The sequence below is a fragment of the Propionispora vibrioides genome (assembly GCF_900110485.1).
In the GTDB taxonomy this organism is placed as follows: Bacteria; Bacillota; Negativicutes; order Propionisporales; family Propionisporaceae; genus Propionispora; species Propionispora vibrioides.
Window position 1 is genome coordinate 1 of sequence record NZ_FODY01000017.1, and the last position, 12,102, is coordinate 12,102.

The following is a 12,102-nucleotide window of genomic DNA, read 5'->3' on the forward strand; positions in this document are numbered from 1 at the left end:
CCATACCGAACACAGTAGTTAAGCCCACATACGTCGAAAGTACTTGGTTGGAAACGGCCCGGGAGGATAGATAGTTGCTGGTTAAGAGAAAGACACTCACTTTGGTGGGTGTTTTTTGTTTGTGCTGATAAGTTGAAGTAGTTAAGCTCACATACGTCAAGGAAGGTACTGACGTACCTTTGATTTATTCCTGTGTGTGGCTAGGTAGAAGAGTTATCGTCTTTAGTAACGAAAATGAAATAAGTCAGTGGCTGCCGGTTTAAACGGAAGACTTGGTTGGAAACGGCCCGGGAGGATAGATAGTTGCTGGTTAAGAGAAAGACACTCACCTTGGTGGGTGTCTTTTTGTTGTGTAAAGATGAATGTAGGGCTGAGAGCTAAGTCCTTGTAGGAATCGATGTGAGGATATTAACATCAAGGCGAGCCGACGAGGGGTTGTATCATAACAATGTTCCAGTGCTGACTTACGCTTATGGTAAGGTATAGCCCTCACCGGGTAGCAGTAGGGCGTATGGCACCTTTTAATACTCATTTATGAGTAATTTACTTATTTGTCCAAGACTGTTCAATTGAGCCGTTCCCGGCGGCCTTTACGGAAAAAGACGGTCCGCAGGATGCCAGAAGGGGGGAGCTTCCGTTAAGAAATCCAATTGTTTGAGCGAAGCGAGTTTTGGATTCTAGGAAGCTTCCCCTTCTGGCAAGTCTTTTGAAGTGTAGGCCTAGATTTTTTTGCCCCTTTTTGTATCATGACAAAAAGGGGGATTGATGATTGAAGATGACTTAACTCATCAAGGTGGAGCGGTAGAACCGGATACTATAAGTCCATTAGGCAATAAACATAAAACTGCAGAAAACCCTCTCTGCAGTCTTTTTATTGCCATACTATTACCTTTTTTACTTACCTTTTTTGAAGGAATTCATCTAACCTAAAGAGAATTTTTACAATATTTACTATTGTGATTTTTACAGCCTTAACGTAGTAGACGGCAGCCGAACCCATGTTCCAGCATAATAAGGTACAAACAGGAGAATATCGACGTAGGCCGGTTGACGATAGCCTCAGTGCTCGGAATACAGAATGTTAGCACACATGAAAACAGGTTGGTAAAGCATTAGCTTGTGGAGGCTCTTGATGAAGCGATTAGATCTGGTCTATCAGTTTATTGTAGAACAATGTGATGAACAATACCGTCAAAAGGGAACGATTGTGGGGGTGCCTACGGAGCTGGTTGCCCAGACGCTGGCTATTCAGCGTTCCAATGCGTCCAGTGATTTGAATGCGTTGGTAAAGCTGAATAAACTGGAAAAGGTGGAAGGTAAGCCGGTTCTCTATAAAATACGGGAAGCCTTGCGCCAGGAACATACTGCTGAGGTGACGGGTACGGTACTGGATCAAATTATCGGGGCGGAGCAAAGCCTGAAAAAGCCTTTGCTGCAGGCGAAGGCCGCCGTTATGTACCCGCCTTTTGGTTTGCATATGCTGTTGCTGGGCGAAACCGGTGTGGGCAAATCCATGTTTGCCGGGGCCATTTTTCAATATGCCCAGGATACGGGCAGATTGTCGCCCCATGCTCCTTTCGTGGTCTTTAACTGCGCCGATTATGCCCACAATCCCCAGTTGCTGCTATCTCAGTTATTTGGGGTGAAAAAGGGCAGCTATACCGGCGCGGAACGGGATACGGCCGGGCTGGTGGAAAAAGCGGATACGGGAATTTTATTCTTAGATGAGGTGCACCGCCTTCCCCCGGAAGGGCAGGAAATGCTATTTTACCTGATTGATAAAGGAGCCTACCGGGCGCTGGGAGAAGCGGTGGAAGAACGTCGCGTTAGGGTACTAATTATTTGTGCTACAACGGAAAGTGCCGAATCGTCACTGTTAAGAACGTTTATGCGACGCATTCCCATGCTGATTACACTTCCTTCTATCAGAGAAAGAACCATGGAGGAACGGTGGAGGCTGATCCAGAGTTTCTTTAAAAATGAAGCCCAGGCCTTACATCTTCCGGTCAGTGTTTCTAAGAACGCGCTGATTGCCTTTTTGTTGTATGAATGCCCTAACAATATCGGGCAGTTGAAAAGCGATATTAAATTAAGCTGTGCCCGTGCCTTCCTGGAATATGTGGGCAGCCGGGAAAAAACACTAACAGTGTGCAGTGAGGACCTGTCCGAATATATCCGCCGGGGCTTTGTGAATTATAAGGCGCATCGCCAGGATATTGAACAGATTGGAATTACGGGCAGCCTGATCTTTTTTCCGGGGCCCGGGGAAAACCGGACTGTCGGGAACGAGCCGGCAGGTATTTATGAGGTGTTGGAGCAGAAATTCAACACACTTAAGGAAAAAGGCTTAAGCGATCAGGATATTCAACTGATTATGAGCCTCGAGATTGATGTCTACGTCAAGCAATACATGAGCAAATTCCGAAAAAATAATCTGGAGGAATTATATAAAATAGTAGACCGCAAGGTGGTCGGCATGACTCAGGAATTTCTGCAATATGTGCAAGCCGAGACAGGCAAACCGTTCGAAGAAAAGGTGCTTTTCGGCATGTCGATTCATATTGCCCATGCTCTGGAGCGTATCAGAGACGGCAAGGAGATTGTCAATCCTCATCTAAGTGAAATAGAAAGCTCTTATCCGGAGGAATTCGCCTTGGCACAGCATTTTGCCAAGCTGGCAGAACGGGAGTTTTCCGTAATCATACCTAACGATGAACTTGGTTTTATTACCATGTTTTTGGTGCTGGATGATCCTCTGCGGCAGGCAGCGCCGGGCCGGGTGGGCGTTATTGTCGCTATGCATGGCAACAGCACGGCTACCTCGATGGTGGAGGTGGTCAACCGGCTGTTGGGTGAGAAGCATGCGGTGGGCTATGATTTGCCTTTGGAGCAGAAACCGGAAGTGGCTTTAGAAGAAATTATTTGTCTGGTTAAGGAGCAGGATAAAGGCCAGGGGGTTTTGCTGCTGGTCGATATGGGCTCGCTGGTTATGTTTGGTGATATCATTTACGAACGGACAGGCATTGCCATTAAAACGGTAGAAATGGCAACGACACCGCTGGTGCTGGAAGCGGCACGCAAAGCGCTGCTGATGACTTCGCTGGAAGAGATATATTATTCCCTTACCAACATAAGTCCCTATCTGGGACGGATGTACTGGAACAGCGTGGAGTTTTCCCACCGGCTTAATGAAGGTGTGATTGTCACGGCCTGCATTACCGGCCGGGGAACGGCCATTAAGTTGAAAAACATCTTAAAAAAGAGTCTGGCCGATTATGACCGGCCTGTGGACATTCTGCCCATCGAAATCGGGGGTATGGAGGATTATTTGCGTAAGTTAAATAAAATCCGTCAGGAGAAAAACCTGCTGGCCGTGGTGAGCAGCATTAGGCCACAGGACCCATCGATTCCCTATTTGTCGACCAAGGAACTGCTGGAGGGGAAAATCGGCACTGTTCTGCAGGGGCTGCAACCGTCGGTGGTTACCGTACCGGTGCTGGATAACATACAGTTTATGGTGGAAGTAATCGACGAACATCTTAATATTGACGGCGCAACCTTTATTCGGGCCTATGAGTTTTTTGTAAAACGGCTGGCGGCGAATGCGTTGCTTTTGCCTGATGATGCCGATATCGGGCTAATCTTGCATTTAGCTTGTACGATTGAGCGGTTGCTGCGAGGGGAAGCGCTTGACGATGACGGAAAGCACAGTGGACTGGCTATGGCGGGCTATGGCGAGAGCCTGCGGGTAGTTGAGCAGGCGTTGGGAGTAATGGAAGAGACCTTTGCTGTGAAGCTGCCTGTCCATGAATGCCGGAACATTGTTAAACTAATTTATCTGATTTAGCGAAACAGGAATATATTCAGATTACATGTTCTGCCGGAACTGTTTTTGTAGAGTGCCAGGTGTTTTAATAAAACAATACACTTTTGGATACAAAAGAATACACTTGGGGTGGAAAACCCGGAAAGCTTGTTATTAAAGGCAGCTTTCCGGGTTTTATTGTGTATTGGCATGTTCCTTGCAAAATATAAAAGCATAAAAACAAAGGAGTGATTTTATGGAAGCATTGATTAAATGGCTTGATGAATATTATGCGCCCTTTGCGGCACGGGTTGGTGATCAACGTCATTTAAAAGCTATCCGTGACGGTGTGGTATCCTTAATTCCCCTACTGCTAATCGGTTCGTTCTTTCTGATTATTGCTTTTCCACCGATTAGTTCACTGGCCAAGCTGGTGGAGCCTTATGTACCCATTTTGGTTTCGGTTAACAACACAACGATGGGCTTAATGGGGTTAATGGCTGCCTTTGCCGTTGCCTATTCTCTGGCCGCTTCATACAAAATGGACACGCTCAGCAGTTCCATGTTCAGCGTGGCGGCGTTTATGCTGGCGACGCCGTTCACGAAAGACGGTAATATTGCCGCGGCCTGGATGGGAAGCAAGGGGCTGTTTGTGGCTATGCTGTCGGCCATATTCATTGTGGAATTGCAGCGATTTATGATCAAACGGAATATTGTTATCAGAATGCCTGACGGTGTGCCGCCAACCGTGGCCCGTTCATTTGTCGCTCTGATTCCGGGCTTTATCGCGTTAGCTTTGATTTTGATACTGAACATTAGTTTGTTTTCGCTGGGCAGCAATGTACAGGACATTATCTATAAAATTCTGGCTGCTCCGTTATTAAGTCTTGGTGGTTCGTTACCGGCCTTTCTGCTGGCGGCTGTGTTCGCGCAATTATTATGGACAGTTGGGATTCACGGCGCCAGTCTGGTCGGAGGCATTATGAGTCCCGTATGGTACTCGCTTTCGCAGCAAAATGCCGTCGCCAAAGCGGCCGGCGAAGTACCACCCAATATTATCTGCCAGCAGTTTTGGGAAATGTTTTCTACCATCGGCGGTTCTGGTTCCACCTTTGCTTTGGCTATCATGCTGTTGACCATTGTTAAGTCAAAACAGCTTAAAGCGATCGGTAAATCGGCTATCTGGCCCGGGCTGTTTAATATTAACGAACCGATCATCTTTGGGCTACCGATAGTTATGAATCCGATTATGATGATACCCTTTGTACTGGCACCGGTTGTCTCCATAACCATTGCCTATTTCGTTACCGATTTGGGTCTGGCGGATAAGGCCTTTGCCATGGCTCCCTGGACAACGCCGCCGTTTATCAATGCCTTTTTGGATACCGGTGACATCCGGACCGCGGTACTGCAGTTTGTTTGCTTTTTAGTGACAGGCATTATTTATTATCCATTTTTAAGAATGGCCGATATGGTTAATTGCCGGGAAGAAGGAATCAGTGAAGTTGTTTATGAAGAAAAGCAAATAGCAATTTTGGAGGAGAAACAATGAAAAAAGAGCTGGTAGTACTAGGCCTTTCTTCTGTAATTTTTTGTGGTGGCGTACACGTCGAGGCAGCACCGGGATTTTTTCAAGAGGTACCACTGAACGACTGGTCTTATGAAGCCGTCAACGGGCTTATTGCCACAGGACATGTGAATGACTACACCGAACAGATACCGCAAGGCCGTATCATGAGCCGCATGGAAATGGCCATGGTTGTCGATGATGCCATGCAGAACCTCAAAGAATTCACGCCTGCTGAGCAGGATACAATTCAGAAATTGAATAAAGAGTATTACTATGACATCAAAAAGATACAGAGGCTGTCGCAGCTCGACAATGCAGATTTGGAAAAGGCTACAAATGACACGACCTTTACGGAAGAAGAAAAAGCTGGCCTGAAGAAAGCGGCAGCTTTTGCGGATAAGTTTTCCATTGATGGCTATGCCCGCCTACGCAATGACCACTATCTGAAGGATACGGGCAGGACAACCCGTGCAAACATGACTCATGTGCAAGTCAATACGACGTACAAGGTAAATGATAATTGGCAGGTCCATACCGATCTTGGCTATCGTAATTCCTTCAGTGGCTTTGATGAGCTGAAATCCCTTTCACCGAGTGAGAATCAGACGGGCATCACCATGGATACCTATGTGACGGGCCGCATGGCGGACAATGCTCTCGGTCTTAAAGTCGGCAAGTGGAATGAATGGAACATTTACGGCTGGGGTATGGATATCGACTGCGATTTCACCGGCGTACAGCTTGATTATGGCAAAAAAGATTTCAAGACCTATTTCACCTCGGGCAAGATGGATCTTTGGGATAATGCCATGGGTGGTGATCGTGAGTCTGAACAGGTTACCAGCTTGCGTTCCTTCTATCCATTTGATAAGAAAAATGACATCAATTTCGGCGTTTCCTGGAGTTCTGCTATGGCCAGCCGCTACCAGGATCCTGATCAGGGACGCGTATTCTATTACTATACCCATGCGCATCACAATTTTGATAACAACTGGGATCTCCGCGTGGGCGTCATCAATAGCGATGCAAAACGAGATGATACGGCAACTGCAGCCACAAAGACGAAGCAGCCGGGCCGCTGGGTGCAGCTCCAGTACAAGGGGTCCGATCTTCAGGCTCCTGGTTCTTATGGCATTACCGCTGATTACCGTTATGAACCGGCGCTCAGCTGGCCAACGGTCACGGACTGGTGCGGGCTCAATGAACGCTTCTTCCGCCTTGGCGTAAGCTATGTACCGGCGAAGAACATCCTTCTGGATACCTTCTATACCTGGGGAAGAGAAATTGATACTGGTGAGAAGGACGACCTGTACCGTTTCCAGACACAGTTCTTCTTCTGATGAAGCAGTGAAATAAAAAAATAAAGGGAGAAAGAAATAATGAATATTTTGCTTGTATGCAGCGCCGGTATGTCTACCAGCCTGCTGGTGACCAAAATGCAAAAAGAAAGTCAGGCCCGAGGCTGGCAGGACGAGATATTCGCCTGCTCCATCGATGAACTGGAAGAATATATTGACCGCTATGAGGTTGTTTTGCTTGGCCCGCAAATCCGCTATAAGGCTAAAACAGTAGGGGCCTTGGCGGTGGAAAAAGGCAAGGCTTTTGCCGTGATTGATTCCATGAGCTATGGCCGGGTGGACGGAGTTAAGGTACTGGAGCAGGCTTATAGTCTCAAAGGGTAAAGTAAATTAGTCGATGAGGGGTACACCGATATGGAAGAAGTGGTATTTAACATTATCATGCATGCCGGAGATGCGCGCAGTTATGCCTTTGAAGCGCTCAGGTATGCTCGTGAACAAAAATTTGAGGCGGCAGCAGCCAGCATGTCTCAGGCAAAAACCAAGCTGATTGATGCCCATCATATTCAGACTCAACTGTTACAGCAGGAGGCAGAAGGAAAAAAACAGGAATTTAGTCTTCTCTTGGTGCATGCGCAGGATCACTTGATGACAGCCATGCTGGCCAAGGATTTGATTGAAGAAGTCATTTCGCTGCTGGAAATGCAGGTCCGGCAGAAATAGTAAAGATGGCCGGTACCAGGAGCAAACCGGTTAAACTGGAGGAGGAAGTGGTTGCAATGAGATATACCTTACCGGACAACTTTAAAATGGGGGCTTCGGCCGCAGCCTGGCAGACGGAAGGCTGGGCCGGGAAACGGGAGGGACAGGATTCGCTGATTGATATGGCGTACAAACAGTTTCCCGACCGCTGGCATGAAGGCTATGGACCGACGATGGCAACCGATTTTTACCATCGGTATGCCGAGGACTGCGCGCTGATGAAGGAGCTGGGAATGACAACTTACCGGACTTCCATCGACTGGTCGCGGTTTATCCTGAACTATGAAACCGGGGAAGTGAATCAGGGAGCTGCCGATTATTATAGCAATGTGGTTGATGAATTAATTAGTAACGGAATAGAACCGATGATCTGCCTGGAGCACTGGGAACTGCCCTATTCGTTGTTTGAAAAGTATGGCGGCTGGCGGTCGCGAACGGTGGTTGACTGCTATGTGCGCTATGCGGAGGCGGTTTTCCGGCTGCTCGGGGCTAGAGTGAAATACTGGTTTACTTTCAACGAGCCGATAGTCTTTCCCTGGCTGGGTATCATGGACGGCGTGTGGTACCCTTATACCTGTGATACAGGGGAAGCCATGCAGTGGAACTACCATAAGGTGCTGGCCAACGCCCTGGCCGTGAAGCTGTATCACGGCGGCGATTACGGCTACCGGGAAGGCGGGCGGATCGGCATCATTCTGAACGCCGCGCCGGTGTATCCCCGTTCGCAATCGGCAGATGACCGTAAAGCTACCGCTATGTGCGATTTGTTTTACAACCGGCTGTATACTGATCCCTGCATTAAGGGAGAATTCCCGGCGGAGTATTTTTCCCTGCTGGAGCAGCATGGTTGCCGGCTTGTTTATGACGAGGCGGATTTAGCGGTGATCCGGGATAATACCATTGATGTGATGGGGCTTAATTATTACACGCCGCACCGGGTGAAAGCCAGAAGTTCAGCCTGGAATCCGGACGTAGCCTTCCATCCCCATTATTATTTTGAAAATCATGAATTGCAAGGCAAGAAGATGAATCCCCACCGCGGCTGGGAGATTTACGCCAAGGGCTTGTATGACTTTGCTATGCTGTTAAAAGAGGAATATAACAATCTTCCCTGGCTGGTGACGGAAAACGGCATGGGGGTAGCCGAGGAGTGGAAATATAAGAACCCGGACGGTGTCATTCAGGACGACTATCGTATTGATTTTGTCGCCGACCACTTGCGGTGGCTGCTAAAGGCGGTTGAGGAGGGCAGCAACTGCCTGGGGTATTTGATGTGGAACTTTACCGACAATGTTTCGCCCTACAATGCCTTTAAGAACCGGTACGGCTACGTGGAAATCGATCTGGATAACCAGCGCCAGCGGCGGTTGAAGAAATCCGCCTATTGGTTCCAGCAGGTGGTACAACAGGGTTATTTTGAGTATGACGGGTTTGAACCGCAGTACAAGTAACCCGCTTGCGCCATGGCCGGCGTAAAGAAAAACCAACGAAAGGGGGAGAACAATGTACGGAAAAACTATCGTTATTCTGGGTTTAAGTCTGCTTCTGTCATTATGTGGCAGCGGCGGCGGGCTGGTGACCGCAGCCAAGCCAACGTCGCCTTCTTACCGGACGGTTACGGAAATCTACGATTGGGGGGCCGGCATTTCCAAATTAATTGTTGATTTAGGCGTGACTGTCAGCCGGGAGTCGGTTGCTAAGGACACCTTCCGGGTGCAGGTGGTAAGAACAGAAAACCGCCCGAATACCCGGCTGCTGGGCGAGGCGGCCGGCGACCGCGAGGTGGTTCGGGCCTATGTGGCCGACCAGGCAGGGCAGGCGGTTAATAACGGCCGCTATGTGGTTTTGGAAATGAAAGTCGGACCGGACGTGACCCTGGGGTCACCGCTTAATTTCAGTCTGGAAACCAACTTTAATGCGTGGGTTTCCTGTGAGTATACCATTACGCAGCAGAAGACTATTCCGGCGGCGGCAGGAACGCTGTCCGGTCTGGTTATCCGCAACTACGCGGGAGGCAGCAGAACGCTTGTCGATACGTTTACCATGGGGAAGGCGGCTTATGAGGGGATTACGCTGAATTATGCCAGCTACACGCCGCCCAAGGACGGAAAGAAGAAGCCACTCATTATTTGGCTGCATGGTATGGGCGAGGGAGGAACGGACCCCAGTCTGCCGATTGCGGCCAATAAGGCGGATCATTTTGCCAGCCAGAAACTGCAAGCCTATTTTGGCGGCGCCTATGTGCTGGTGCCCCAGACGCCAACCTTCTGGATGGACGGTTTCCAGGGCTTTGGTGATGGCACCTCCAAATACGAAAAGGCACTTATGGCTATGATCCGGAAGTATGTGGCCGCCAACCGGGATATTGATACCAACCGGATTTACCTTGGCGGTGATTCCAACGGTGGGTATATGACCATGCTGTTGGTCCGCGATTATCCGGAGTATTTTGCGGCGGCTTTTCCAACCTGTGAAGCGTTAAGAGATAGTCTGATTACCGCTGCGGACATCCAAAAGATGAAAAACGTGCCGCTTTGGTTTACTGCAGCGAAGACGGATAAGGTAGTACCGCCCGGCGAATATGTTATTGCCACTTACCGGCGGTTGCTGGAAGCCGGTGCGCCGGATGTTCACCTATCCCTGTTTGAGGATGTGCGCGATACAACCGGGTTATATAAAAATGCCGATGGCACGCCTTATGAATACAACGGGCATTGGTCCTGGATCTATGTGTATAACAATCAATGCACCGCGACCATTGACGGCCAGCAGCTTGCACTGATGGAATGGCTGGCTCGGCAGTCGCTGACCACTCGCAGGTCAAATTAACAAGGATAGGAAAACCCCGTTTTCAAGCCATAAGGCAAGGAAACGGGGTTTTTCCATACTTCACAATGTAAGCCGGTGATTAGTTTACGGGGACTAATTTACCTTTTAGTGAGACTGTTTTATGTTCCAGCCATTTGCTGGCGGCTTTCTCTTCGGTGTAATGATATGGTAAATAATAATATAAAAATCAAAGATAATTTTAAAATGTTTTTCTCATTCGATTATTTTCCGCATCTACTAATTTCTGCAAAAACGTTAGCCAAAAGTATTCTTACCTGTAAGTATAGTGTTCCTTGTTGCAATACTGTTACAATTTATTTATAGAACCGATTAGTTTTGGCCGGAAAACAATTAGTGGAGATTGGACAGCCGGTGGCACGGGGAACAGTCACGGAGGATGGCTTGCCTCGGCTAGCAATAAGTTCAAATAATAAAAAAGGGACTGTCTTGGTGCGACAATCCCTTTTTAAGGATATTATTTATTGGCGAAATAGTCCTTAAACTGCGGCAGGTAGTCTTTATTGGCCTCCAGCATTTCATCCAGCAGCAGCTTGGCGGCTGTGTCGGACGCGATCAGCGGATTGATGGTCAGTGCCAGCAGGGCGGTGCTGTAGTCGCCGCTGACGGCGGCGTCGATGGTGACGCGTTCAAAGGATTTGATCTGCTGGACCAGACCGTTGGCCTGTACAGGCAGCTCGCCCATGGTCAGCGGCTTAGGACCGCTTTTGGTGATGACCGAGCTGACTTCGACAATCGAGTCGGACGCGATGCCGCTGATGGCGCCGCGGTTTACCGTGTCGACAGGCTGGATGTCATGCTTGTCATTGTAAATGGAGCTGATCAGACGGCAGGCGGCATCGCTGTAGTAAGCGCCGCCCCGTTTTTCCAGTTGGGGCGGTTTGGTTTTTAACTCCGGGTCTTTATATAGTTCGAACAATTGATTTTCCAGCTGTTTGACCAGCTCGGCCCGGGTTTCGCCTTTAGTGAACTCTTCCAGCTCGGTAGCCAGCATTTCATCCTTTTTGAAATAGTAGCGGTGATAAGGGCAGGGAATGATGTCCAGACCGGTGATAAATTCGGGAATCCATTTGATGTTGATGATGTTTTTGACTACTTCGCCCAACTCGCCGGAGGCAATGCGTTCAATTACTTTCCTGGTTACATCTACCCCGTCGGCGTAGACATGAAGACCGAATACCATGTGGTTAAGACCGGCAAAATCAATCCGCAGCCGGCTTTGATCAATTTCCAGCAACTTGGCGATGGCCATTTCCATGCCGATAGGCACGTTGCATAAGCCGATGACCTTTTTATTCTTGCCGTAGCGGGCTACCGCCTCGGTTACCATACCCGAGGGATTGGTGAAATTGATCAGCCAGGCCTGCGGACAGAGCTCGGCCATGTCCCGGTCAATATCCAGAATGACCGGAATAGTCCGCAGGGCCTTCAAAAAGCCGCCGGCCCCATTGGTTTCCTGGCCGATGTAGCCGTGACTCAGCGGAATGCGCTCGTCACGAATGCGGGCATCCAGCAAGCCCACCCGGAGCTGGGTCGTGACAAAGTCGGCGTCCGGCAGGGCCTCACGGCGGTCCAGGGTAGTATGTATCCCGATGGGGACGCCGGCTTCCCGCACCATGCGCCGGGCCAGTCCGGCGACGGTATCAAGTTTGTCTTTCCCCTCCGGAATATCCACCAGCCACAGTTCCCGCACTGGCAGTTCATCATACCGTTTGATAAAGCCTTCGACGATTTCCGGCGTATAGCTGGAACCGCCGCCGATGGTTACGATTTTCAGTCCCTTCATAGCAAAGCCACCTCACAATAAAAATTGTAGTTTC

Annotated in this window: 9 protein-coding genes and 1 rRNA gene; 9 read left to right on the forward strand and 1 reads right to left on the reverse strand. The window is 49.0% G+C overall.

Annotation, left to right across the window (positions count from 1 at the left end; genetic code table 11):
• From rrf to BMW43_RS13325, 9 genes are all read left to right on the forward strand, one after another.
• Positions 1-83, forward strand: a 5S ribosomal RNA gene (gene rrf, locus BMW43_RS21970); the annotation flags it as partial.
• A gap of 682 nt (positions 84-765) precedes the next feature.
• Positions 766-930 carry a hypothetical protein gene (locus tag BMW43_RS21185; RefSeq protein ID WP_177173596.1) on the forward strand — a complete coding sequence of 55 codons (165 nt, stop codon included), beginning with the start codon at positions 766-768 and terminating at the stop codon, positions 928-930.
• Between the two features lie 202 nt (positions 931-1,132).
• Positions 1,133-3,847 (forward strand): sigma-54-dependent transcriptional regulator, encoded by a 2,715-nt coding sequence (locus BMW43_RS13295; RefSeq protein ID WP_091748400.1) that lies wholly within the window; start codon positions 1,133-1,135, stop codon positions 3,845-3,847.
• 214 nt (positions 3,848-4,061) lie between these two features.
• Positions 4,062-5,357 (forward strand): PTS sugar transporter subunit IIC, encoded by a 1,296-nt coding sequence (locus BMW43_RS13300; protein ID WP_091748405.1) that lies wholly within the window; start codon positions 4,062-4,064, stop codon positions 5,355-5,357.
• On the forward strand, positions 5,354-6,715 hold the full coding sequence (locus tag BMW43_RS13305; protein ID WP_091748408.1) for a hypothetical protein: 1,362 nt from the start codon (positions 5,354-5,356) through the stop codon (positions 6,713-6,715). The genes BMW43_RS13300 and BMW43_RS13305 overlap by 4 nt, the downstream gene beginning before the upstream one ends.
• 39 nt (positions 6,716-6,754) lie before the next feature.
• Entirely contained in the window at positions 6,755-7,057 is a 303-nt protein-coding gene (locus tag BMW43_RS13310; RefSeq protein WP_091748411.1) for a PTS sugar transporter subunit IIB, read from the forward strand.
• 30 nt (positions 7,058-7,087) lie between these two features.
• The gene (locus BMW43_RS13315) at positions 7,088-7,396 is read left to right on the forward strand and encodes a PTS sugar transporter subunit IIA (protein ID WP_091748414.1); all 309 of its coding nucleotides are present in this window, start codon (positions 7,088-7,090) and stop codon (positions 7,394-7,396) included.
• A gap of 56 nt (positions 7,397-7,452) precedes the next feature.
• Complete coding sequence (locus tag BMW43_RS13320; protein ID WP_091748590.1) at positions 7,453-8,886, forward strand: glycoside hydrolase family 1 protein; 1,434 nt, start codon at positions 7,453-7,455, stop codon at positions 8,884-8,886.
• 52 nt (positions 8,887-8,938) lie between these two features.
• Positions 8,939-10,264 carry a prolyl oligopeptidase family serine peptidase gene (locus BMW43_RS13325; protein WP_091748417.1) on the forward strand — a complete coding sequence of 442 codons (1,326 nt, stop codon included), beginning with the start codon at positions 8,939-8,941 and terminating at the stop codon, positions 10,262-10,264.
• Between the two features lie 475 nt (positions 10,265-10,739).
• Here the strand turns inward: BMW43_RS13325 and BMW43_RS13330 are convergent, their stop codons facing one another.
• On the reverse strand, positions 10,740-12,068 hold the full coding sequence (locus tag BMW43_RS13330) for a 6-phospho-beta-glucosidase (protein WP_091748419.1): 1,329 nt from the start codon (positions 12,066-12,068) through the stop codon (positions 10,740-10,742).
• Positions 12,069-12,102: the final 34 nt, after the last annotated feature.

Bases quoted from the DNA above. Each gene is read 5' to 3' on its own strand.
- BMW43_RS13305 (WP_091748408.1), top strand. From the start codon at position 5,354: ATGAAAAAAGAGCTGGTAGTACTAGGCCTTTCTTCTGTAATTTTTTGT.
- BMW43_RS21185 (WP_177173596.1), top strand. From the start codon at position 766: ATGATTGAAGATGACTTAACTCATCAAGGTGGAGCGGTAGAACCGGAT.
- BMW43_RS13325 (WP_091748417.1), top strand. From the start codon at position 8,939: ATGTACGGAAAAACTATCGTTATTCTGGGTTTAAGTCTGCTTCTGTCA.
- BMW43_RS13295 (WP_091748400.1), top strand. From the start codon at position 1,133: ATGAAGCGATTAGATCTGGTCTATCAGTTTATTGTAGAACAATGTGAT.
- BMW43_RS13330 (WP_091748419.1), bottom strand. From the start codon at position 12,068: ATGAAGGGACTGAAAATCGTAACCATCGGCGGCGGTTCCAGCTATACG.
- BMW43_RS13310 (WP_091748411.1), top strand. From the start codon at position 6,755: ATGAATATTTTGCTTGTATGCAGCGCCGGTATGTCTACCAGCCTGCTG.
- BMW43_RS13315 (WP_091748414.1), top strand. From the start codon at position 7,088: ATGGAAGAAGTGGTATTTAACATTATCATGCATGCCGGAGATGCGCGC.
- BMW43_RS13320 (WP_091748590.1), top strand. From the start codon at position 7,453: ATGAGATATACCTTACCGGACAACTTTAAAATGGGGGCTTCGGCCGCA.
- BMW43_RS13300 (WP_091748405.1), top strand. From the start codon at position 4,062: ATGGAAGCATTGATTAAATGGCTTGATGAATATTATGCGCCCTTTGCG.